The following is a 23,444-nucleotide window of genomic DNA, read 5'->3' as shown; positions in this document are numbered from 1 at the left end:
ATCGGTTGAAAAATGACAGTCTCCACGAGACGCGCGTTTCTGATGGGCGCAGGGGCCGCAGTCGCCGCGGCGACAGACGCGCGGTCGCGCGGCGGGACGGCGCCTCTAAACGCCGTTCAGGTCCCGGCGTCCGAATGGGATTACTGCACGATCACGGAACTCGTCGACGCGTTGCGGACGAGGAAGATTTCCGCGCTGGAGCTGACGGATCGCGCCATCGCGCGCATCGAGTGCGTGGACCGCAGCGTCAATGCGGTCATCGTGCGCGACTTCGAGCGCGCGAGGGACGCGGCCCGGGCCGCGGACGCCGCCCTGATGCGCGGCGAGACGCGCGCATTGCTGGGCGTGCCGATCACCGTCAAGGAATCCTTCGATATCGCCGGCCTGCCGACGACGTGGGGCGATCCGCGATTCAGACGCTTCATGCCGAAGGAAGACGCGCTCGTCGTCGCCCGCGTAAAGAACGCCGGCGCCGCTATCCTCGGGAAGACCAATGTGCCGTTGCTGCTGAGCGATTGGCAGACCTACAACGACATTTACGGCACAACCAATAATCCCTGGGATCTTCGTCTGACGCCGGGAGGCTCCTCGGGCGGCTCGGCTGCTGCGCTCGCTTGCGGTTTCGGACCCTTGTCCCTTGGCTCGGACCTCGGCGGCTCATTGCGCGCGCCGGCCCATTATTGCGGCGTCTATGCGCACAAGCCGACATTGGGCGTCGTGCCGCGCCGCGGTCAAACGCCGCCGGGGACCCCGCCCTTCGCCCGCGACAGCGATTTTGCCGTTGTCGGCCCGATGGCGAGAAGCGCCGCCGATCTCGCGCTCGCGCTCGATCTTGTCGCGGGCCCCGACGAGCAGCGCGCGGGCGTCGGCTACCGACTGGCCCTGCCTGCCCCCCGTCGCGACCAGCTTCAGGACTTCCGCGTCCTCGTCATCGACGCGCATCCCCTCGCGCCGACGTCCGCCGTGGTGAAGGCGGCGCTTGGCCGACTGACCGAGCGGCTCGTGCGCGCGGGCGTCAAGGTCGCGCACGCCAGCCCATTGCTCCCTGACCTCGCTGAATCGGCGCGCCTCTATGCGCGGCTATTGTCCGCATATTGGGGAGCGGGTTTGCCGCCCGGGGAATACGCCCGCCTCGGCCGCAAAGCCTCGACATTGGCGCCGGATAACCGCAGCCTCGCCGCGGAGCGCATGCGCGGCGCGGTCATGAGCCATCGGGATTGGCTTGCCGCCGAAAGCGAGCGGGCGCTGCTTCAGCAGCAGTGGCGCGAGCTGTTTCGCGAATGGGACGTCGTGCTTTGCCCCGTCATGCCGACGCCGGCCTTTCCGCACGACCATTCATCGCCAATCGAGGCGCGACACATCCGGATCGACGGCGAATCATGCTCCTATCTCGACGCCCAGACTGTATGGGCGGAGCTCGCCACGACGCCGGGACTTCCGGCGACGGCGGCTCCGATAGATCGTTCAGAACACGGTCTCCCGATCGGCGTGCAGATCATCGGCCCCCATCTCGAAGACCGCACCACGATCGCCTTCGCGCGGTTCCTCGAGCAGCGCTTCGGCGGCTTCGCGCCGCCGCCGACCTGTTCGCAATCTACCGCGCAATGAGGCATGGCGGCGGGCGAGCGCTTCAACCTCTCCCGCCCGGCGCGACAAAAAACGCCCTCCCGGTTTTTTGTCGCAGATAAGATTCAGCAAAATGCGTCGCCGGCTGTTTTTTCCGTGAGTTGCTATACCCGCGGCGCCCGCCGCGCATCTCGCGGATCAGCAGGGCCGGTTCGTCATGCAGCTCGATGCGCGGGATGTTACACGGCAGATGTTTTTTGAAGCGTCGCCTCTTTTTGTGTCAGCAATTTGACTTGGACCTGACCACAGAAGCATAATTAGCGCCAGCTAAACAAGACAACGCCGACACTCAGGCGTTGCGGGAGGAAGCCTTGACCTTAGCCTTAGAGCAAACTTCAGATATTCAGCACACGCGCCGCCCTGACGCCAAAGCTCTGGCGAGACGCATGGGGGAGCTCAAGGCCGAGGCCCGTGACAAGGGTTATTTCAACGTCCCGCTCTGGGAGCAGGCGCTTCGCTGCCTGGAGCTCGTGATGCTCCCCGCCATCGCCTTCGCGCTCCTGACTCAGGGCGGCTTCGCCGCCGTGGCGGGCGCGATAATCCTCGCCATCCATTACCCCCGCTCGGGATATCTCGCCCATGACATCGCCCACAACCACTGGGGGCCGCGGAACGAGCCGAAGGCGCGCGCGATGCTGAGTGTCGTGGCCCTCACGCAGGGCTTCGGGGCGACGTGGTGGGTCGAAAAGCATGAGTTGCATCATTCCTTCCCCAACGGCTGCAGAATGGGCGACGACGGCGTCTTGAGGCCGATCGACGGCGACATCGACACCGCGCCATGGCTCGTCTGGGACAAGGCTCTGGCGAAATACAATGCGCTGGCGAGAAATACGGTTTGGGACAAGATTTTGTCCTTTGCGATGCCCCGGCTGCAGGTCGCCCTGTTTTTCCCGCTTCTCGCACTCTCCCGATTCAACTGGAGCTGGCAGAGCATCGAAACGGCGATGCGAAAGGAAAATTTCCTCGAAGCCTTTCTTTGCTCCGCGCACTGGATTTTGGGCCTTACCCTCGCCGGCTTTCTGACCCCCGGTCCCGCCTGGACGGGATGGGTATGGTTCCTTCTGGCCCAGTGCCTGGGCGGATTCATTCTCGGCTTTGTCTTCGTTCTCAACCACACCGGGATGGAAGTTTACGACGCCGGCGCGTCTGGCGGCTTCTATGACAGGCAGGCCCGAGCCACCAGAAACACGCCGAGTTCGATATTCCACGACTGGGCGACCGGCGGTCTCAACAGCCAGATCGAACATCATATGTTTCCGACGATGGCGCGGGGCAACCTGCCCAAAATGCGAGAGGCGACGAAAATCGCACTCCTCGACTGCGGCTACGCCTATGAGGAGCTCGGAAACCAGGAGGCCATCCGCGCCGTAATCAACACGTTGAGCGAGGCTGCGAGGGCCTGATCCTCAGACAACGCCCGTAATCATGCGGAAGGCCGACTCGTGATCGCCTTCCGCTCTTCCCGGCCCCCGGGCAGCGACAGGATATTTGGTTGTGACTTCCTTCCGGTTCGACTGAACCGAAAGGAAACGCCGCCCTTGAACCGACGGCGTTAATAGGCCCCCGCCTCGAATTCGAGGGGCGTGATATCCCCCGCCTTTCTCGCCTAACTGCATTCCGACCGGACGGCCAACGTCGGCATGAAATACGACAGCATTTGAACGGTGGCGACGACGCGCTCTACCGCGAGCCTCGGGACGTCGGCAACAGCCTCGGCAGAAAGAGAGAAATCTCACGCCGCGAAACGGCCCCTGCGCGCCAAACTATTTCAGGGAAAGAGCCTTGTCGCGCGATCAATATGTCCTGCTACTTGATGCAGTTCGCGATCTTAACGCCCGACAGCCTTCGCACATTCCTCGGGCGCGTTCTTGATCTTCATGCATTCGCTGTAACGCACCGCCTGCTCCTTTTGCATTCTGCTCTGGCTGTTCTCCCTGAGAGCGACAAGCGCCAGAGCGGCGAGGAGCGCGTAACCCAGCCACTTGCTCCATTTCTTCGTCTCGAAAGACATTTCCATTCCCCGATGAAGCCTGCAACCGTTCAATGATTGCGGGAATATTACAAATTCGATTGATATATGCCAAGCGCTTACGCCTGAAAGAGGCGCTCTCAACAAAGCCGGGAGAGAGTCTGTTTTCAAAAGTGATTTGCGCCTGAACGGCGCCAAATAAAAAGCGTCAGGGAGGCTCGCCTACTGACTTGGCCGGAGAGACGCCGGCCAAAGGGGCGATGCCGAGCCCTGGCTCCCGGCCGCCACAAACTAGCGTTTCAACTGATCGAGCGCCAGTTCGAGAGGTTCGGTGGACAATTGGATCAAGCCCATGAACGGCATGTCCAACTCGAGAATGAGGTAAATAGCGCCTGTGACGGAAGCGGCGGCCACGAACAGGGCGGTCACCACGCTTGCGTTTCGAGGAGCTGTCAGACCGAAGCTGAAGAAAATGCCCGAAAGCCAGAACAGGAGAACGGCCAAAAATGGCCATTGCAGACTGCTGCTCAAACTCTCGTAAATCTGCCATCGTGAATTCGCTATTTCACTTCCGATCGAAAGCGCTGATGATTTGAGCCAGGCCTGATCCTCGTTTTCGGGCCTGAGGGCAAGCAGCTTTCTTTGTAAATTGTCGATAATGGCGCCGGTATTCAACCTCTCGGCGTCCGCGCCCTGCGCATGCGCCGCATGAACGCGGGCTATTCCATTGATGACCACCTGACGTACCTGATCGCGCGCCTCCTCCGCCTTTGGTCCATATTTTTCAAGAGTACGATCCAACACAATGATTTTTGCGGCGGAAGATCGCAGCTCACTACCCTTCAAATCAAAGGAGCTCTTCGCGGAGGCGACAAGCAATCCGACGGTCAAGGCGGCAAGGCCAACGATCACTCCTCTGGCCGCCTTGATCGTATCGATCGATTGATCACTGAGGTGATGCTCGGGCAGAAAGGCGCCGAGAATCATGCCCGCCAGCGACCCGCCGAACACGCAAACGAAACCGATCAGGCAAACAATAGTCACGCTCACGGAAAAGCGCCCTCTGTCTGAAGAGTTCCCCCGGGAAGCCGGGTAAATCCGTCCCGGTCAACCGCCCGAGTCACTTCCTTGGCCTGCGCGCAGGCGTCTTGCCGCTCTTCTTGCCCAGGCCCATTGTCATCGCCAATTCAGAGCGCCTCTGGGCATAGTTTGGCGCGACCATCGGGTAATCTGGCGGCAAGCCCCATTTCGCCCGATATTCCTCGGGCGTCATTGAATATGAACTACGAAGGTGGCGCTTGAGCGATTTGAATTTCTTTCCATCCTCCAGACAAATGATGAAGTCGGGCGTAACGGATTTCTTGATCGGAACCGCCGGCTCCTTCGCGACGGCCGCTTCAGCGACAACGGACGCGCCCCTGGAAAGTCCAACCAGCGCAGCATGCACGGATTGCAGCAAGGCTGGAAGATCCGACGCCGGCACCGAGTTGTTCGATACATATGCAGACACGATCCCGGCGACGTGTTCGATGTTGGCTGCATGTTCCGGTTGTTTGTCGTCAGACATCCGAGTTCCTTCAGTTCAATCGAATCGCTCAACTCGATTACTAAATAAAACATTTATAGAGAGATCAATACCCGGAATCGGCGAAATCTGAACTGGATGCATTTTGATCTTTATGCTCACATTTTATCCAAAGATAAAGAAAGCTCGGATCATTGTGAACATGCTAATTATTTTCTTATAATTTATGTCCACTCATCATCGTGCGTTTAAATTAAATTACCATTAAACATTTAAGCGCCGCCGACCCATGCTAAACCTTGGCTATTAGCTACTTGCGCAGCTATCGTCCTTGGCGGAAGGGTAGCCGGCAATTGTAATCGGCGATCATTTCATCGACCGCGCTCCTCTCCCGCACGAGATAATTTGCGACAGCCTCGCCCAGACGGACATCTGCAAACTCATGCGCGGAATGTATGACAACGGGACGATATCCACGCGCGAGCTTGTGTTCGCCCTGGGCCCCGGCTTCGACTCGTTTGTAGCCATGACGAATTGCGAATTCGATCGCCTGATAGTAACAGAGTTCGAAATGCAGAAACGCCCTTTCTTCGATTGCGCCCCAGTTCCGTCCATAGATCGCGTCATCGCCGAGAAAATTAATGGCGCCGGCGATATATTTGCCGCCGCGACGCGCCATGACCAGTAGTATGCGATCGCTCATCGTCGCGCCGATCTCATCAAAAAAGGCGCGCGTGAGATATGGACGCCCCCATTTGCGGGAAGCCGTATTCAAGTAGAATGTGAAAAACGCATCCCAGTGAAAGGTTTTGATGTCCGCTCCCACCAGTAATTCTACGGCCAGTTCCGTTCCAAGCGCATCCTGCCGTTCACGTTTGATCATTTTTCTCTTGCGCGACGCGAGGGAGGCGAGGAAATCGTCGAAATCGCGATATCCCTCATTAATGAAGTGAAACTGTTCACCGGAGCGCAACATGAAACCAGCCTCGCGAAGAGCGCTGGCGTCCGTCGGCGAGGCAAAGGTGACATGAATTGAAGACGCCGCCGCCTCATCACGCAATGCGCGCAACGCGGCAATCAGAGACTCTCGCGCCTTCGCAGGCGCGTCGTCCGCGACGAGCAGCCGACGCCCCGTGACGGGCGTGAAAGGGATCGCAACCTGCACCTTGGGATAATAGCGCCCGCCTGCACGCTCATACGCCTCCGCCCAGCTGTGATCGAAGACATATTCACCCATGCTGTGGTTCTTCAGATAGGCCGGCGCGGCGGCTAAGAGGCGCCCGCCACCGTCTCCAACCAGGGCGTAGGCAGGCGTCCAGCCTGTGTTGCGGCCAACCGATTTCGATTTTTCGAGTGCGAGCAGAAAGGCCGAGGAGACGAATGGATTAAACCGCTCTACGACTTCTTTCTGCGCGGTCGCGCCGGATGGATTGGCGCAGGCGTCCCAGGCCGAGGCGTCGACATCGCCAAGCGATGCAGCGAATCGGATCGTCAACTTTGCGTCGGACATGATCACCAGGCGACGGCGGAAGCCGCTTAGATAGTCCTTCTAACACGACTAAACGAAATTCCGCATCAAGGCCGAGTCGCCGCCTCCAACGACCTCATAGCAGCGCTCACGCTCTCAGCTCCCCGAAAAATCTGCTCGCGTTCTTCGACGAACCGGTCAACGAGTTTGAACCCGCAGAGAAAGTCGGACCGCGGCTATTTTTAGACATCACGTTTTTTCGCCCGGCTGGCCGCAGCGACATTTCGACACATCAGCATCGATAGCGGGCTACCAAATCGCATGTTACCGATTGCGGTATTAAGCATTTCAACACGAGGTCTGGAATGAACCATAAACATCGCGCAGCTTTGCATGCGCTATTCTCACATCCGATCAGCAGCAACATCGACCCGAAGCTGGTGAAGTCAACCCTGGAGGAACTCGGCGCCGAGGTGGCGCATGGGGGTCACGGGCAGATGATCGTCAGACTGAACGGCTTTACCCACGGATTTCATGAAAGCCAGCATAGCCTCTCCAAGGACGAGGTGGCGGCGCTGCGCAAGTTCCTTGTCGAAGCGGGCGTGGATCCGGAGAGAGATTATCCGCTCTGAGATTGACGCCGGCGCCATCCCGCCCTCGAAACGGGCGTATGAACAAACCGACCATTATCGACATTGCTGTGAATGACAAGCTGGTGCGACAGCGACTGATTGCATCGTTTTGGCCGACAAGTCATTGATGGCCCGGCTCGCGCGAAACCACCAGAACCACGATGATTGGCTCAAACAAGACGCTCGACCAGACCGGTCGGGCGTCTTTAATATAGTATGATCAAGCGTTTCGTGAGCCGGCAGGACAAACATGCAACAAGCTGTCCCTCGCATTCGTCAGATTGCTGCTGCTGTGATCGGCAATGCTCTGGAGTGGTATGATTTCATCGTTTTCGGCTTCTTCACGACGATCATATCTCCGCTATTTTTCCCGAGCCATAACGCCCAGGCATCCCTTTTCCTGACAATGGCGACATTTGGCGCCGGCTTCTTCACGCGTCCATTGGGCGGCGTCGCGTTCGGTCTCTATTCGGATAGCAATGGCAGAAAGTCCGCGCTGCAACTTATTATTCTCCTGATGACGGTGGCTGTCGCATTGATCGCTTTTGCGCCTACCTATTCCAGCATCGGCCTATTCGCTCCGTTGCTGATAACATCAGGGAGATTGCTGCAAGGATTCGCCACCGGCGGCGAATTCGCCAGCGCCACCACTTTCCTCGTCGAGGCGGCGCCGTCGACGAAACGCGGCCTCTATGGATCGTTGCAAATGGTCGGCCAGGGCTTCTCCGCCATGCTCGGAACTCTCGCGGGCATCGTTGTCACCACCGTGCTGACGCCCACACAGATCACGGATTGGGGCTGGAGAATTCCATTCCTGATCGGCCTCCTCATCGGTCCTATCGGGCTATATATTCGCAAGCATCTCGATGAAACCGACGTCTTCGTCAGGCTGCAGCAAAGTGGCGCAGGCAGAGCAACGTTGCGCGGCCTGCTGCGCGAGCATCGCCGCGCTCTCTTTGTTTCATTCGGTTTGACAGTAAGCTCCACGATCTACTTTTACGTTGTTCTTGTTTACATGCCGACATATGGCAAGACCGAACTTGGATTGGCGCTCGGCGACGCTTTCATCGCACAGGCAGCGGGGTTGCTTTTCCTGATCGTGCTGACGCCGGTGTTTGGCTCTCTTTCGGACCGGATTGGCCGGCGCCCACTCCTGATGGTCGCCAACGCATTGTTCCTGCTTACCTTATATCCCTTGTTTTCATGGGTTCAAAAGGAGCCGTCGCTGACAAGATTGACAATGATGCAGATAATTTTCTGCAGCATGATCGCAATCGCAAGCGGGCCGATTTCGACCGCGCTGGCCGAGCAGTTTCCAACACGTATACGTTCGACGGGGCTGGCGACAGGCTACAATTTGGCCGTGATGATCTTCGGCGGCTTCGCGCAACTGATCGTCGCTTGGCTAATTGACGTTCTGAATACGCCAGTCGCGCCAGCCTTCTATGTGATGTTCGGCGCGTCCGTCGGATTGCTGGCCTCCTTTGTCCTAACGGATCGCTATAGAGTTTCATCGCTCGATTGAGCGAATCCTTGATTGCCGTTTCGGCGGATAGCCGGGATGACGAACAAATCCACCACAGCGATGTGCGCAGCGCGATTGCGCAGAAAGGCGCTCTACCCTGGCTCGGCGGTCCTCGCTGCCTGACCACGTGTTTGGGGACGGTTTACAGAGAACCCTCAAACCCGAGCTTCAGCAGTTTGCCGGGAATGCGCGGCGCGCCCCACAGCGGGAGCTCGCGCCTCATTTGTCGTATCCCCGCCCCCCGCTCGCCCTGAACCTCCGGTTGCCCGACCCAGCCCCATGATTTACGATCCCAATGGCGGCGGAAGCCAGCCCGGTGCCAGCGCAATAGGGTCTCGCGACGGACGATCGTGGCGCTATCGAGGATCGATGGCAACCATCGATCCAGCTGCACGAAAAATCCGGCAGTCGGCGTTCGTCAGCTCGGCGCGAGCGTGAACCTTACGCCACAAGATAATCAATTGTTTTCGGAGCGCGGCTTTCTCTGCTTCAAGTCCGATTCTTGAATTGACGGGTCAAGCCCGAATAGTCGGCAATACGCGATCCGCGCGATCAATTCGCCAGCTTGGCCGATTTCGTCGCCATATCAATGTGGATGAGATTTTCGACACATTCGGAGTTAGCATCCGCTGATAAACGCGCCGAACCGATCTCCGTCGCCCTCACGCCATATTTAGGCGTCGATCAACCGCAGCCGATCGTTCATGAGATCTGCATGGCCACCATTGCGATGTCATCGCTTGGCGGCGTCTCGCCGCAAAAAACGCGAAGATTTTTCAGCAACTCTTTGATCAGCGTCTCGGGTGAAAGATCACGATACGCCTTGAAGGCGTCGCAGAGACGTGCGACGCCGTAGAACTCGCCTTCTCGATTCTGCGCCTCCGTGACTCCGTCGGTGTAGAATAGAAGCTTGTCGCCTACGCGCAGTTTGAGGCTGCGCTCCTCATAGACCACGCCGCGCTTTACGCCGAGCACCAAGCCGTCCGCATCCAGCAGCGTGCAGCGTGTTTCCGACGACCGCAGCAGCACCGCCGAATTGTGGCCTGCATTGGCGAATTTCAGAATGTGGCGCTTGGGCAGGTAGCGGAAACAGAACATCGTGATGAACAGCTCGGCGCGCGTTAGGTCGGGATGCAGCAACTCGTTCAGGTCGCGCAACACATCTGCGGGTCCGCTCCGCGCCGAAGCCCTCTTGCGGAGCTCGGCGCGCAGGGTGCTACGGACCTCTGTCATGATCAGCGCGGCCCCGACGCTGTGGCCCGACACATCGGCGATGACGACGTCGACGACGCCGGAATTCTCGAAATAGTCGAAATAGTCTCCTCCTACATGAGTTGCGGGTAGGCAGACGCCCGCCAACTCCACGCCCGGGACATGCAGCGGGCCCGCCGGCAACAAGGAAAGCTGAATGTGCCGTGCGATCTCCAGTTCGTGCCGACTCTCCTCTGCCCTGCGCTTTTCGGTCACATCCGTCAGCACGCCAATGAAATGCGTGATTTTTCCTGTGTCGTCCACGACTGGCGAAATGAGCAAATCATTCCAGAAGGCGCCGCCGTCCTTTCGGTAGTTCATCATCGTGACTTCACAGATTTCGCCGGCGGCGAGGGCGTGACGAATTTGCTCCAATACAGCAGGGTCGGTTCCAGGCCCATGCAGCATTCGCATGTTGCCGCCCAGAAGCTGCTCGCGCGTATAGCCAGTGATGTGGGAAAGCGCCGGATTGACATAAATGCATGGATTCCCAGGCGCCCGCGCATCAGATATTACTATGCCGATTTGCACGGATTCGATCGCGCGATTGCGCACGCGCAATTCGTCCTCGAATTCCTTTCGCCGGGTAATGTCATGGTCCACGCCGCGCCACTTTATAAGCCGGCCGGCGCCGTCGAAAATCGGCGCGCCAGTAGACTCGGTGAATATGTCTCTCCCGTCCTTGTGACGATAGTGATTGACGATCCGATGGAAAGGACGCTGATTCCCAGCCTCCTGCGCACGCAATGTCATAAACGAAAGGTTCTGATTATCCGGAAAGAACAGCTCCAAGTAGCTCCTGTTGCGGATCTCGTCGGGGGTCAGACCAAGTATGTCATGGACGGCGTCGCTGCTATAAATGTAACGGCCGTCCGGATCCTGCTCCCATAGCCATTCACCCGCCATCGCTGCGACATTACGAAAACGCTCTTCGCTTTCGGCGAGGGCCTCCTTGTCACGCTTCTGCTCCGTTATATCCTGTTGGATCGCCAGATAATGCGTGATCTCTCCGTCAGCGTCACGCAGGGAGGTGATGGTCTCCTGCGCCCAGTATAGCTCGCCATTTTTTTTGCGATCTTGAATTTCGCCGCGCCATTCCTCACCGCTACGAATTGCCTCCCAGAGCCGACGATGCTGCTCCTTGCTCGTATGACCTGATTGCAGAATACGCGGATTTTTGCCGATGATCTCATTGGCTTCGTATCCGGTCAGGCGGGTGAAGCAGCTGTTTACATATTCGATGCAGCCATCCTTGTTTGAAATCATCACAGCGACGGGACTTTGATCGACGGCTGCAGACAATGTCAGCAGCCGCTTTTCGGCCAGCTTCAGCCTGGTCAGATCATGTGTGACGCCAACAAAATATCGCGCGCCCTCAAGCCGGATTTCGCCGACCGACAGATACATCGGGAAGGAAGAGCCGTCTTTGCGCTGGCCGGCGACCTCACGCCCCAGGCCAATGATCTTCCTGACGCCGGTTTCGCGATAGGACGAAAGATAGTCGTCATGCGCCTCCCGATAGGGCGAAGGCATCAGCATCTTCACGTTCTGGCCGAGCACCTCTTTTGCGGCGTAGCCGAACAGCTTCTCGGCCCCGGCGCTGAACAACTGAACCTTGCCGTATTCGTCGATCACGACCAGCGCATCCGGCATTGCGCCGAAGATAGCCTCGAGCTGCTCCTTCATATCATGAAGCGCGGCTCCTCCTCGCTCCTCGTCAGCGCGCTTGCGAAGCTTCAATAAAATCGAGACTGCGCCGGGCGTCTCGAGCGCACGCAGGTAGCAGGTCAGACTTGCTGTCGTTCCATCCTTGCGATTAAGCTGCGCAGGCGTCCATCGCTCACGCGGCCACAGCGACCAGTCAGCGGGGTCGATCCCGCGGTTTCCGAGTGTGACCGCAAGTTTCTCCACGAATGGCTGGCCGGACAGTTCATCCGTACGGTAGCCCGTCAGTTGCTCGGCCGCGCTGTTCATTTCGCATAGCGCTCCTGACGCGTCGAGCAGGCAAAGGCCTTCATCGAAGGCGTCGATGATCGTGCGCGCGGACGGATGCAATTTCACAAGGTCTGCTCCCTGATCCGACAATCGGCGTCCGCTCGCTATCGGCTCCATTTCTATCCTGCTCCCAGCGCTGCGTCTAACGCTGTGACGCCGGCGTCAATTAAGGTGTCCAGTTCCGCCACGAACGCCGCGAAGGGCGTGAGCGTAGTTGGTCCCGACTCGCAAAGCTCGGCGCGTAGTCGCTGAAGACACGAAACACGCGACTCCATGCCGAGCTCGGCGAAGAGCGACCCCAGTGTGCGCGATCCTTTGCGAAGTTGCATCGACACGATTCGTGCTGGAGCGGCGCGAAGGCGATCCTCGAGCGCGGACTGCAATCGTTGCTCCCAGGCATCTCTCGGTTTCACATTGCCTAGCAGCGTTACGATCTGGCGCAATCCCAGCATATTCGCGATCTCCTCGGAAAGCTCCGCGATGACATGCATGCTTTCGTGCGACGCCTGCACCAGTTCCACCAGAATCGGGAAGTCGCGCAGCCGCGTCAGGAATAATTGCCGAGAGGCTTCGGGGGCAATGAAGGTCAATTTGGCGAATTCTCCGTTCTCGCTGAACTGATCGAGATATTCGCGCAGATAGGCCCGCCACATTTCGACTTCCTCGTCGCGTGGAAGCAGGCGGCGGCCATGCTGAATGGCCCATCGGCAAAGATGCGCCAATGCGTTCTCCAGTTGCAGAAGATATTCATATTGAAGGCTCGCGGTCATCTTTCCGTCGAGCGCCAATATTGCTTCACGCCATCGATCGCCCTCCAGAATCCGATCAAAAGCGAGGTAAATGCCTACCGCCGCGAGCAAAGTGGTCGGCGCGAGAGACTCGCCAATCAGCAGGAACGATGCCCCCGCCTGATCGACTACTTTGTTACAAATCATTGTCGCGACGATCTCCCACGCAAGCGAGTGCTCTGTCAGGCGATCCGCGTAGCGCGCTCGCACTGCCTCGGGGAAATAGGCGGCGAGCAGATCAAGGGTCCATTCCGCCCGCAGGAAATCCGGCGACTCCAGAGCCGTGCGCTTGAGCGCCAGTTTCGAATGGGCCATCAACGTCGCTAGTTCAGGCCTGGTCAACTGTTTCCTTGCGCGCGAAGAGACTTCCTTGTGCAGCGGGAAAGCGTCGATCGTTCGATCCAGAAATCCCGCATTCTCGAGTTGGTCAGCGAGGTCCATGAAGGGCTTGGCGTCCTCGCCACAACGTTCGCATTCCAGCGAGAGGCAGAGGCTCTGGCGATAGTTGTTGCACAGGACTGAGGCGCAGACGTCTTCGGTCAGCGCGGCGAGCAAGCGATTTCGTTCGCCCTCGGAGCGAGCAGGCTGGGGGCGTTCCGACAGGCAGAGGAGGATCTTCAGATTGACCTCATGGTCGGAGAGATCGACCCCCGCGGAATTGTCTACGGCGTCGGCATTAATGCGGCCGCCGTTGAGGGCATATTCCACCCGCGCCTGATGGGTGAATGCGAGATTGGCGCCCTCTCCGACAACCTTGGCGCGAAGCTGGATCGCATCGACACGCGCGCCGTCGTTGACGCGATCGCCGACGCTTTCATTCGTCTCGAAGCTGGCTTTTACATACGTGCCGACGCCGCCCATCCACAACAGATCGACAGGCGCCGTCAGCAGCAGACGGATAAGGCCTTCGCCGTCGATCGAGTGTGTCCGGACGCCGAGCCATGCGCGCGCCTCCGCGCTCAGGCAAATGTCCTTGTCGTCGCGACGGAACACACCGCCGCCCTTGGAAATGAGCGTCTGATTATAGTCCTGCCAGGTTGAGTTTGGCGTTTCGAACAGGCGCTTGCGCTCCCCAAATGACAGATGCGGATCCGGCGCCGGATCCAGAAATATATGGTGGGAGCTGAATGCGGCAAGCAGACGAATATTGCTCGTGTGCAACATTCCGTTGCCGAACACGTCGCCGTCCATGGAGCCGACGCCGACGACGCTGAATGGCTGTTCGTCTATGTTGCGTCCAAGTTCAAGAAAATGCCGTCTTACACAGATCCAGGCTCCGCGCGCGGTGATCCCGAGCTGCTTGTGGTGGTATCCGTTCAATCCGCCGGTTGCGAAAGCGTCGCCCAGCCAGAAGCCGTAAGATTTCGCGATCTCGTTGGCAACGTCCGACCAGCCCGCGGTACCCTTGTCGGCCGCTATGACCAGATAGGGATCGGCGTCGTCGTAAGTTACGAGTTCAGCAGGGTGGATCACTTGAGATCCCGCCAGATTATCTGTCAGATCCAGCAATCCCCGAATGAAATCCGCATAGGCGTCCTTCGCAATGCGGTAGTTTTCGTAAGGCGTCCCGCCGGACATCTTGACCACGAATCCGCCTTTGGCGCCCTGAGCGACGATCAGGGCGTTCTTCACCATTTGGGTCTGCATCAAGTCCAGTATCTCGGCGCGAAAGTCTTCCAGCCGATCCGACCAGCGGATCCCGCCGCGCGAGACTCTCGCCCCACGCAAATGAACGCCTTCCATCGAGCGCGAATGGACGTAGATCTCCACCATGGGTTTCGGGCTCGGCATGTTGATGACGCCGAGACTGTTCATTTTGAATGCGATGGGATCATCGTCGCGTCGACCGCGCAGATATATGTTCGTGCGCAGCGTGGCGTCGATCAGATTGAAGAGATCACGTAGCAAACGATCGTCGTTCACATCCGCGACCTTATCAAATCCCTCGATCAGCTGAAGTCGGATGGATGTCAGAACATCGAGCTCGGCGTCATATCGCTCGCCTGCTTCGCCACTGGGCTCGAAGCGAGCCTTGAAATAGCGATACAGGAGACCGGCGACCTCGACATTGTTGACAAGCGACTGATATATTCGATTGCGATCGAAGCGTCCTCCGAGCTGGAGATAATAATTGCAATAGGCGCGAAGCAGATCGATCTCTTTCCAGTTCAATCCTGCTAGCAGGGTCAGCCGATTGAGAGAGTCGTCCTCCGCCCGCCCGGAGAGCAGGACGTCGAGCAATTGAAGGAGCGCCTTCTTTGAAGCCTGAAGGCTGCCGGCGCCCTTTGTCGTCGGCTCGACGATGAAATTTCGGATGAATCGGCGCTCGGCGCCGACGGTCACGTCGAACCGCATCTGATCGACGACGCGGAGCCCCAGGTTCTGCAGCACCGGCATGAGCTCGTCGAGTGTGTGTTCCTTTATGCAGTAGATTCTCAGTTCGTGGCGTGCGCCGTCGGGCAACTGCGGATGGAGATCCGCCACCTCGCGCCCACGGTCGGCCGCCGCTTCTAGCGACAGGAGGTCGCGGGCCGCACGCCACGGCGCAACCAGCAAACGATAGCTCGCCGGAAATACGCCTTCGACAGAACAGGCCGGCCGCTTCAGTCGAAATCTGCGGACTGCGCGATCAAGAAAGTTATGAAAGTCGGATTCCCAGTCCATTGCCTTATGACTATTGTGACGCCATCTGCCGCCTCGAATTCGCCCTGAGTTCGTCCCCTCGTCGCCGCTACGGTCAGGCAAGACATTTTCGCATTTCGAGGACATTTCCCGAATCCGTCTTGTGATACTCGACGGAATCCATCAGCGAGCGAATGAAAAAGATGCCCCTGCCGCGCTCGTCGAGATGATCGACCGCGGTCGTCGGCACGGCCGAGAGGTCGAATCCCTGTCCGTGGTCATAAACACGAACCCACAAATCCTTATTCTCGACTGACAGCGATATTCTGACAGTGTCCTTTCCGCCCTTGTCGACTCCATATTGAATTGCATTCACCATTGCCTCGGTAAGAACGAGGTTGAGATGATAGGCGAGATCGTCACGATCGCAGTTCGCCACCTCCAATTGCTTTGCCACCTGCTCGGCGATACTGCCAACCAGTCGTAGATAGCGGGTCTGGTTGGGGACGACGATCTCAAGGTTCACGATCTCGGACATTTCGATCACTCTAGCCCACGCCCTGGTCTGCTATTGCATCCTGAAGATCCGGGTAGATGTCGAACACGCGATGCAGGCGGGTGAGTTCGAACATCGACCTGACACGCGGTTGTAGGCCAACCAGCGCAAAGGCGCTCGAACGCAGACTGGCGTTTTTGTATCCGGACAGAAGCGCTCCCAGACCTGAACTGTCGATAAACTGGACCTGACCGAGATCGATGATGAGATTGCGCACGCCGGCTTCGAGAATTTTGAGGATGCGTTCTTTCAACTCGCTGGAATTATGCGCGTCGAGTCGATCCTCCTGTACGCTGAGGACAGTCCGTCCTCCCTGCATTTCCGTCACGAGTTTCATTGTTCAGATCCCGCTTCGAAAAATTGATCACGCTGCCCGACGCGTCATAGGTAGGGCGGCAATTGAATATGTGAACTCGCTTAAAACGGGTTCGGTGTTTTCCGTTTCTGTTCAGGATTCCCGAATCGACGAGAACATGGTTCCTTCATTGCGACAGCGATGGAGGCGGATATGGCGCGCTTACAGCTAGGATTTGCATGGTCGCGTGATTGACGCCGCATTGGCTGGCGTCCCGGCTCGCCATGCGGCGGCAAGGCTTGGGATTGTCGACGCCACGGCGATTGTCTGGGTGCGGCAGGCGCGAGAGACCGGGAGCGCACGGCGGGCAAACAGGGACAGCCTCGACGCTCGAACCTCGATCCATATCGGGATTATCTGCCGGGAGTGACCGAGGCGACGCCGGACTCGACGATCAGCGAACTCCTGGATCGGCTGCTTGCCGAGCACGGCGTGAGGCGCAGTTGCGCGACATTTTGGACGTTTCTCGACCGTTACTGTCTGACGTTCAAAAAAGACCATGTCCTTGTCGGAAATTAAATACGGACGTATCGGTGGCGTAGTCCGCCGAGAATTGGTGTGGGAGCAATGCGTCCGACGGCCTGAATGGCGCGCGGCATGGGTGCGTCTTTGTTCAATGAGAGGTGATTCCGCGCATCATTGTAATAGGACTGACCTGCCCCTGAGAAACTCCACCAGATGCGATTAGAGTCCGGCCATATCGGGACGGACGAGATGAAGAAGAAGCGGTTCACGGAAGAGCAGATCATCGGGATTTTGCGGGAGCACGAGGCGGGCGCGAAGGCGGCGGATCTGGCTCGCAAATATGCTGTGTCGGAGACGACGCTTTACAACTGGAAGGCCAAATATGGCGGCATGGACGTCTCCGAGGCCAAGCGGTTGAAAGCGCTCGAAGAAGAGAATGCGCGGCTGAAGAAGCTTCTGGCCGATCAGATGCTGGAAGCCGCGGCGCTGAAGGAGCTTTTGTCAAAAAAATGGTAGGGCCCGCCGCCAAGCGCGCAGCCGTTGCGCATCTGCGAGCCGCCATGGCTCTGTCGGAGCGTCGGGCCTGCCAGATTGTCGCCGTCGATCGCGCGACCGTCCGCTACATCTCGAAGCGGCCGACCGACAAGCCGTTACGGGAGCGGCTGCGGGAACTCGCCAACGAGCGCCGGCGCTTCGGCTATCGGCGGCTGTTCGTGCTGCTGCGGCAGGAGGGCGAGACGTCGGGCAAGAACCGCATCTACCGGCTCTATCGCGAGGAAGGGCTGACGGTGAGAAAGCGGCGCGCCCGCCGAAGGGCTGTCGGCGCGCGGGCGCCGATCCTCGTCGAGGCGCGGCCGAATGCGCGTTGGTCTTTGGACTTCGTGCATGACCAGTTCGCCAGCGGACGCCGGTTCCGCATCCTGAACATCGTCGACGACGTGACGCGTGAATGCCTCGCGGCGATCCCCGACACATCCATCTCGGGCCAACGCGTGGCGCGGGAACTGTCGGCGCTGATCGCACGGCGCGGCAGGCCCGGCATGATCGTTTCGGACAACGGCACGGATTTCACCTCGAACGCCGTGCTGTCGTGGTCGAGCGAGAACAGGATCGAGTGGCGCTATATCGCGCCGGGCAAGCCGATGCAGAACGGCTTCTGCGAGAGCTTCAACGGGCGCATGCGCGACGAACTGCTGAACGAGACGCTGTTCTTCGGGCTCGACCATGCCCGGGAGAAGATCAGCGCCTGGGCCCAGGACTACAATCACCGCCGCCCGCATTCGGCCCTCGGCTATGCGACGCCGGCGACCTTCGCGGCCAATCTCACCGCAACAGGCGACCGGCTGCGCAACCAGGACCAACTCCGCCGATCGCCTGTTGCTCCATTCGCGCCCTCGGGCGTATCAACCGGAAGGACTCAACCCGCCGCTGGATGAAAGTTCAGGGGCAGGTCACGATGACGTCAGGGACCGCAAGCTGATTGTTAACGCGTCGGAGGCGTCGACCGTTCGCATGATCTTCAAGCGCTACGCCGAGCTTGGCTCGCTCGGGTTGCTGAAAGCGGAACTCGATGCAAAGGGCGTCGTGAGCAAAGTCCGCTCGGGCGTCGGCGGCGTGCGCCTCTCGGGCGGCAACGCTTTCATGCGAGGCCCGCTTTATCTGATGCTGCAAAACCGGCTCTACCGGGGCGAGGTCGCGCATCGAGGCAACGTCTATCCCGGCCAACACGAAGCGATCGTCGATGAAGAACTCTGGCAAGTTGTGCAGGACAGGCTCGCCGCTAACCGGCGGGCGCGCTCACTGGGAATTGGCGCCGACGAGCCGAGCCTGCTGACAGGGCTGATCTTCGACGCCGACAATAATCGCCTGTCTCCCAGCCACGCCGTCAAGAAGGGAAAGCGCTATCGCTATTACGTTTCCAGCACTCTGATCAAAGGCCGTCGGTCGGCCCACCGCGCCGGGCAACGCATCCCCGCGGGCGACATCGAGGCGCTGGTGCTGGACCGGATTCGCGCGCTTTTTCAGTCTGAGCTCGTGGCAAGCGACGCTCTCGCGCCATTTTGCCTTTACGCGGCGCGCCAAAAGGCAGCGCTCGGCCGATTGGCGGAGCTCGCGGCCGAGTGCTCGAAGCTGCCTCGCTCGAACTGCGGGAAATCGTGCGCACGGTCGTCCAGCGCGTGGAGGCGGGAGGCGATCGCATCGTCGTGAGCGTCAATCGACCCGCAATCCTTTCGATCGCAACGTCCAGCACCGCGCCGGAAATCGCGCCGGACGCCACCCCAGACGATGCGCCCTTGACGCTGACAGTCGCCGCAAAGCTGCGCCGCGCCGGCAAGGGCGTGCGTCTGGTCATTGGCGGCGGCTCCGCCGACCGGATCGATCACGGGCTCGTGTCGCTCCTTGGTCGCGCGATGGCGACGCGCTGCAGGTTTCTTTCGGGCCGGGAGGACAGCGTCGACTCAATGGCCTCGCGACTCAGCCTGAGGCGAGATTATCTTTCCGTCCTCTTGCGCCTTTCCTGCCTCTCGCCCGAGATCGTTCGGGCGATCCTGGCCGGTCGACATTCCGTCGAGCTGACCCCGACGCGCCTGATCGAATTATCGAAAAATCTGCCGCACGACTGGCGCGAGCAAAGCCGGGTTTTGGGATTTTCGCCAGCCTGAAGGCTCTGCAGCTTCACTTCGACCGGGCATCGCCGCTCGACATCTGACGGTCCGAAAACCGGCCCGAGAGACTTTCCGCCCCCTGGCGCGCCGGAAGTCCCGGATTTTCGTCTCTGGGGAGCCAATGCTGCGACGCCGGCTCTGTAACCGGCGGAGTTGTCGGGAGGTTTCGACCGCGCCCGAAAATTATAAATGCGTGCAAACTCAATAGGTCAGCTGGCTGGGGCGGGAGGATTCGAACCTCCGTATGGCGGAATCAAAATCCGCTGCCTTACCACTTGGCGACGCCCCAGTGCGCCGCTCTCCATAATGCCGGCTGAGCGTCTCCGCAACCCGCGTTCCCTGGAATTGCGTCTGCCGCGGGGGACGGGCAGGAGACGCCTCGGGCACAGCGGTCATGCGGATCGCGCGCGGCGGCAAGACTGTCGATCTCAAAAAGCAACGCTAAATTAGTGATCAAATAATCCATCACGGCTAAAAGCAACGCTTACGTTTTCTGTCAGGACCCGAAATAAATTCGTTCAATTTTCGATGGATGTATATGCTCTTGTCCGACATGACATATTTGCATGGGCGCCGTGGGGCGCTTTTCGTCAATCCATTTCAGACCGCGCGGCCAGTTTGAAGCATAGGGGGTCAAGCAATGGCGGGGATCTTGAAATCGTTCTCAACCGCAAAGCGACATCGGCAGGCAAGGGCCCGCTCCGGCGCCGCCTGTCTCGGACTGAGCCTTTTGTTGGCGCCGGCATTGGCGTCAGCTCAGGAAGGGCCTTCGTCCCAGCCCGGAGAACGACTGCAGGTTCAGGCGGCCGATTCCTCGGAGTCCGGCACAGCGGCTGTCGGTCGCGCAGCGGAGCGTGCGAGCAAGTTGCAAGTGGGTCTAATAAAGGCCGACCTGGAGGCGAAAGCGGCCGCGGACAGGGCCCGCAGCGCTGCCGAGGGAACGGCGGGACGGGCTTCTTTGGACGAAACGGCCCGGGCGACGGTCGGCAATGCGTTGACGGGACCCGCGAATCCGTCCGTCGTCGGCGGACTCAATTTTGCCGGGTTGACGGACAATACGGGCTCCCCGCCGGACACGACCGGCGCAATCGGCACAACCAGATTCGTCCAACTCGTCAATCGCAGAGCGGGCATTTTCAACCGCACAACCGGGGCGCTGATCAGCTCCGGAACCCTGAACCAGCTGGCGGGCGTCGCATCGACCGTCAACAGCTTCGATCCGCAGATCATCTGGGATCCGACGACAAATCGTTTCTATTACACGATGGACTCGATCCATTCGTCGTCGAGCGCGCGGCTCTCCTTCGGCTTCAGCAGAACGAGCAGTCCTCTGAACGTGACGACGGACTGGTGCCATTATCAGATCAATTTCGGCACGCGTTTTCCGGACTATCCCAAGCTCGGCGACAGCCAGTTCTTCCTGATCATCGGAGTCAACAGCTTCAATCTCGTGACCGATAACTTCATTGCGTCGGACCTCATCGGGATCAGCAAGCCATTGGCGGGCACGACCTGTCCGGCGGCCAGCACGTTCAAGGTCGGCCGGAAGTTGAATCTGTTGAATTCGTCCGGTTCCCAGGTTTTTACGCCGGTTCCGGCCAATCAGATCGACACCGCCGCCACGGGCTATGTCGTCGCGCGAAATTTGAGCCTGCCCTCGAACAGGCTTTGGTTCTATAGCGTGGCGCGCAATTCCTCGACCGGCTTCCCGATTTTCGGCGGCCCGAGAGGAGCGACAGTCGCCGCCTATGCGTCCCCCCCGAACGCCACGCAGCCGAACTTTCCGGGCGGCGTCGTAGCGCCGACGCTCGACACGCTGGACGCGCGTCCGACTCAGGCCGTGCAGGCGATCGACCCGCGGCTCAGGACCTTCTCCTTCTGGACCCAGCATACGATCGCCAATGGATCGACAGGCTCTGCGGTGCGTTGGTACGAAATCAACCCGGTTCCCGCGACGCCGGTCGTCCAGCGGCAGGCGAACATCGCCTCGCCGAATGTTTTCTATTTCAATGCGGCGATTTCGCCAGACCGGAGAGTCGATGGCGCGACGCGGACCTTCGGGAATAATTTCGTTATCGAATACAATGTTTCGAGCAGGGCGGCCAACGTCAGTCCGCGCATCGTGGCAGGCTCCAGCGTCAACGGCGCAGCCTTGACCTTCCTGCTGGTGCGAAATGGCGTCGGCCCTTACCGCGATTTCACTTGCACAACCGCCAGCAGCGTGTGCCGCTGGGGCGATTACTCCGGCGCGACCCCCGATCCGCGGCCGACATTGGCCGGCCGTGGCCAGGTCTGGGGCACGAACCAGTTTTCTGGAATTCTCAACCCGCCTGTCAATGGCGTGAACTGGCGCACCCGGATTTTCAATCTGGCGCCGTGACGGTCTGAATTCACAACACTTCAGGGGTCCGCTTGAGCGGGCCCCTGCGTCCGAGAAAATGCGTCCGCAATATCGGGAACATAGCCGCGGTCAGCGCGTGCGCGAATTTACTGGGCCGCGCTAATTCCGGCTCCATGCGCGGAGTTCCGCATAGCGCGAGAATTTTTTCACCTGATGGCGCGACATGCGCGCAAGAACGTCGCGCAGGAAAGCGACGCCCCCGACAAGAAACGGCCCCTTGTTCAGCATCACGCAATCCGCCCGCTGCGACATGGCGGCGTCCGTCGTTTCCGGGCGGCTCGCGACTCCCTCCTTGACGAATTGATCCAGCACCTGCGTGGCCCAGATCACGGGAATGTGCGCCGCCTCGCACAGCCAGAGGATTTCTTCCTGAACTTCCGAGAGCCGCGCGAAACCCAGTTCGACGGCGAGGTCGCCGCGCGCCACCATCACCGCCGTCGGATGCTGCCGCGCGGAATGGAGCATCAGTCGCGGCAGATTGCGCACGGCGAGCGGCGTCTCGATCTTGAGAACCAGCGTCTGCGGGGGCGCGTCGCCGCGCCGGGCGGCGAGATGATCCTGCAGCAATTCGATGTCCGCCGGCCGTTGAACGAATGAGAAGCCGACGAGGTCCGCATGGCGGGCGACAATATCGAGATCGGCGAAATCCTTGCGCGTCAGCGGCGAAAGGTTGAGTTCGGTTGTCGGCAGATTTACGCCCTTGCCGGGCTTCAGGCGCACGCCCTTGGCGCGTGCGAAGAGAATTTCGACATCGGCGCGGCCGTCGGATTTCTCGACGACATGTCCGCCCGCCTTGCCATCGTCGATACAGACCTCGTCGCCCACGACGAGTTGATCGATCACCGAAGGCGCGTTCAGCGTCACCGCGACGTCGCCTTTGCGGCCATTGTCGAAACCCGACAGCAGTTGCAGACGTTCGCCGGGAACGAGCCGGTATTTCTCGGGCGCGCGCACCCCTTCGACGCGCAGTTTCGGGCCTGCGATGTCCATCATGATCCGGCACGGGCGGTTGCAGCCGCGCTCCGCCGCGCGAATGTTCTCGATCATTTTCAGCCACGCGTCGGCATCGTCATGCGCGCAATTGATCCGCGCGCAATCCATGCCAGCCTCGATCAGCCGCGCGACAAGGCCGGGGTCCGTCGCGGCGTCGCTCGGCAGCGTCGTCATCACGCGCGTCCGGCGCGGCGTGGCGTCGGCTCCGAAGATCCTTGCGCAGGCGGCGGCGAGCGCGTCATCCCCCGCCTGCATCTCGGCGCGGGACGGATAATGGGCGTTTGTCTCGCCGCACAGACGGCGCAGAGTGGCAAGCAGCGCATCGAGCGCCGCCGCGACCTTTGCCTCGCTGCGGCCCAGGGACGAGAGGCCGAAGGCGGAAAGCCGCAATTGCAGGGCGCTGAGATCATGTCGGCGCAGCGCGACATAATGGGCCAGATTGATCGCGGCGTCTTCGGGACGCAGAGTCCTGGGGTCGACGCCCCATTCACGCAGCAGCGCAGCGCCTTCCCGCGTCACCGACTCGCGCAACGCCGCAGTCTCGTCGAGGAGGCTGCGCAATTCGATCGATTCGCTGTCGATGGTTACGTCTTTACACATGTCGCTG

17 protein-coding genes and 1 tRNA gene are annotated in these 23,444 nt (G+C 59.8%); 8 read left to right on the top strand and 10 right to left on the bottom strand.

Features of this window, described 5'->3' with window-relative positions:
- Positions 1-12: 12 nt before the first annotated feature.
- Positions 13-1,608 carry an amidase gene (locus LG047_RS14245; RefSeq protein ID WP_227967448.1) on the top strand — a complete coding sequence of 532 codons (1,596 nt, stop codon included), beginning with the start codon at positions 13-15 and terminating at the stop codon, positions 1,606-1,608.
- 404 nt (positions 1,609-2,012) lie between these two features.
- A complete protein-coding gene (locus LG047_RS14240) occupies positions 2,013-3,029 on the top strand; it encodes a fatty acid desaturase (RefSeq protein ID WP_036283217.1) in 1,017 nt (338 codons plus the stop codon).
- Between the two features lie 425 nt (positions 3,030-3,454).
- Here LG047_RS14240 and LG047_RS14235 read toward each other — a convergent pair whose 3' ends face one another.
- From LG047_RS14235 to LG047_RS14220, 4 genes are all read right to left on the bottom strand, one after another.
- Positions 3,455-3,637 carry a hypothetical protein gene (locus LG047_RS14235; RefSeq protein WP_144259610.1) on the bottom strand — a complete coding sequence of 61 codons (183 nt, stop codon included), beginning with the start codon at positions 3,635-3,637 and terminating at the stop codon, positions 3,455-3,457.
- A gap of 249 nt (positions 3,638-3,886) precedes the next feature.
- Positions 3,887-4,645 (bottom strand): DUF4239 domain-containing protein, encoded by a 759-nt coding sequence (locus tag LG047_RS14230; protein ID WP_227967447.1) that lies wholly within the window; start codon positions 4,643-4,645, stop codon positions 3,887-3,889.
- 70 nt (positions 4,646-4,715) lie between these two features.
- On the bottom strand, positions 4,716-5,162 hold the full coding sequence (locus LG047_RS14225; protein WP_227967446.1) for a MucR family transcriptional regulator: 447 nt from the start codon (positions 5,160-5,162) through the stop codon (positions 4,716-4,718).
- A gap of 280 nt (positions 5,163-5,442) precedes the next feature.
- A complete protein-coding gene (locus tag LG047_RS14220; RefSeq protein ID WP_036283223.1) occupies positions 5,443-6,630 on the bottom strand; it encodes a GNAT family N-acetyltransferase in 1,188 nt (395 codons plus the stop codon).
- A gap of 323 nt (positions 6,631-6,953) precedes the next feature.
- Between LG047_RS14220 and LG047_RS14215 the strand changes: the two genes are divergently transcribed.
- Entirely contained in the window at positions 6,954-7,220 is a 267-nt protein-coding gene (locus LG047_RS14215; RefSeq protein ID WP_227967445.1) for a hypothetical protein, read from the top strand.
- A 250-nt stretch (positions 7,221-7,470) separates the two neighbouring features.
- Positions 7,471-8,745 carry an MFS transporter gene (locus LG047_RS14210; protein WP_227967444.1) on the top strand — a complete coding sequence of 425 codons (1,275 nt, stop codon included), beginning with the start codon at positions 7,471-7,473 and terminating at the stop codon, positions 8,743-8,745.
- 702 nt (positions 8,746-9,447) lie between these two features.
- Here LG047_RS14210 and LG047_RS14205 read toward each other — a convergent pair.
- The 4 genes from LG047_RS14205 to LG047_RS14190 form a co-directional block, all read right to left on the bottom strand.
- Entirely contained in the window at positions 9,448-12,057 is a 2,610-nt protein-coding gene (locus LG047_RS14205) for a PAS domain S-box protein (RefSeq protein ID WP_227967443.1), read from the bottom strand.
- Between the two features lie 53 nt (positions 12,058-12,110).
- Positions 12,111-15,335: an NAD-glutamate dehydrogenase domain-containing protein gene (locus LG047_RS14200; RefSeq protein WP_370635056.1), complete on the bottom strand. Its 3,225-nt coding sequence runs from the start codon at positions 15,333-15,335 to the stop codon at positions 12,111-12,113.
- Between the two features lie 181 nt (positions 15,336-15,516).
- Positions 15,517-15,939, bottom strand: coding sequence for an ATP-binding protein (locus LG047_RS14195; protein WP_227968503.1), 423 nt, complete (start codon positions 15,937-15,939; stop codon positions 15,517-15,519).
- Between the two features lie 10 nt (positions 15,940-15,949).
- Positions 15,950-16,294, bottom strand: a complete 345-nt coding sequence (locus LG047_RS14190; protein WP_227967441.1) for an STAS domain-containing protein — start codon at positions 16,292-16,294, stop codon at positions 15,950-15,952.
- 732 nt (positions 16,295-17,026) lie between these two features.
- On the opposite strand from LG047_RS14190, the gene LG047_RS14185 reads away from it, so the two are divergent.
- From LG047_RS14185 to LG047_RS14175, 3 genes are all read left to right on the top strand, one after another.
- Positions 17,027-18,213, top strand: a protein-coding gene (locus LG047_RS14185) for an IS3 family transposase (protein ID WP_370635072.1) whose coding sequence is annotated in 2 segments (ribosomal slippage) — positions 17,027-17,279 and positions 17,279-18,213 — 1,188 coding nt in all. Because the reading frame shifts where the segments join, the coding sequence is not laid out codon by codon here.
- On the top strand, positions 18,155-18,985 hold the full coding sequence (locus LG047_RS14180; RefSeq protein ID WP_227967440.1) for a recombinase family protein: 831 nt from the start codon (positions 18,155-18,157) through the stop codon (positions 18,983-18,985). Before LG047_RS14185 ends, LG047_RS14180 begins: the two co-directional genes overlap by 59 nt.
- Positions 18,898-19,440, top strand: coding sequence for a hypothetical protein (locus LG047_RS14175; protein WP_227967439.1), 543 nt, complete (start codon positions 18,898-18,900; stop codon positions 19,438-19,440). The genes LG047_RS14180 and LG047_RS14175 overlap by 88 nt, the downstream gene beginning before the upstream one ends.
- Before the next feature lie 217 nt (positions 19,441-19,657).
- On the opposite strand, the gene LG047_RS14170 is transcribed toward LG047_RS14175, so the two are convergent.
- Positions 19,658-19,732, bottom strand: a tRNA-Gln gene (locus LG047_RS14170).
- Between the two features lie 669 nt (positions 19,733-20,401).
- Here LG047_RS14170 and LG047_RS14165 point away from each other — a divergent pair.
- Positions 20,402-21,823 carry a hypothetical protein gene (locus LG047_RS14165; RefSeq protein ID WP_227967438.1) on the top strand — a complete coding sequence of 474 codons (1,422 nt, stop codon included), beginning with the start codon at positions 20,402-20,404 and terminating at the stop codon, positions 21,821-21,823.
- A 120-nt stretch (positions 21,824-21,943) separates the two neighbouring features.
- Here the strand turns inward: LG047_RS14165 and LG047_RS14160 are convergent, their stop codons facing one another.
- Positions 21,944-23,437, bottom strand: coding sequence for a pyruvate kinase (locus tag LG047_RS14160; RefSeq protein WP_227967437.1), 1,494 nt, complete (start codon positions 23,435-23,437; stop codon positions 21,944-21,946).
- Positions 23,438-23,444: the final 7 nt, after the last annotated feature.

This window comes from Methylocystis sp. WRRC1 (assembly GCF_020733155.1).
Taxonomy (GTDB): Bacteria; Pseudomonadota; Alphaproteobacteria; order Rhizobiales; family Beijerinckiaceae; genus Methylocystis.
The sequence above is the reverse complement of the archived record's forward strand: the minus strand, read 5'-3'. Positions and strand labels throughout refer to the sequence as shown.

Coding starts and splice junctions, on each gene's coding strand:
- LG047_RS14245 (WP_227967448.1), top strand. CDS start 13: ATGACAGTCTCCACGAGACGCGCGTTTCTGATGGGCGCAGGGGCCGCA.
- LG047_RS14240 (WP_036283217.1), top strand. CDS start 2,013: ATGGGGGAGCTCAAGGCCGAGGCCCGTGACAAGGGTTATTTCAACGTC.
- LG047_RS14235 (WP_144259610.1), bottom strand. CDS start 3,637: ATGTCTTTCGAGACGAAGAAATGGAGCAAGTGGCTGGGTTACGCGCTC.
- LG047_RS14225 (WP_227967446.1), bottom strand. CDS start 5,162: ATGTCTGACGACAAACAACCGGAACATGCAGCCAACATCGAACACGTC.
- LG047_RS14220 (WP_036283223.1), bottom strand. CDS start 6,630: ATGTCCGACGCAAAGTTGACGATCCGATTCGCTGCATCGCTTGGCGAT.
- LG047_RS14215 (WP_227967445.1), top strand. CDS start 6,954: ATGAACCATAAACATCGCGCAGCTTTGCATGCGCTATTCTCACATCCG.
- LG047_RS14210 (WP_227967444.1), top strand. CDS start 7,471: ATGCAACAAGCTGTCCCTCGCATTCGTCAGATTGCTGCTGCTGTGATC.
- LG047_RS14195 (WP_227968503.1), bottom strand. CDS start 15,939: ATGTCCGAGATCGTGAACCTTGAGATCGTCGTCCCCAACCAGACCCGC.
- LG047_RS14190 (WP_227967441.1), bottom strand. CDS start 16,294: ATGAAACTCGTGACGGAAATGCAGGGAGGACGGACTGTCCTCAGCGTA.
- LG047_RS14160 (WP_227967437.1), bottom strand. CDS start 23,437: ATGTGTAAAGACGTAACCATCGACAGCGAATCGATCGAATTGCGCAGC.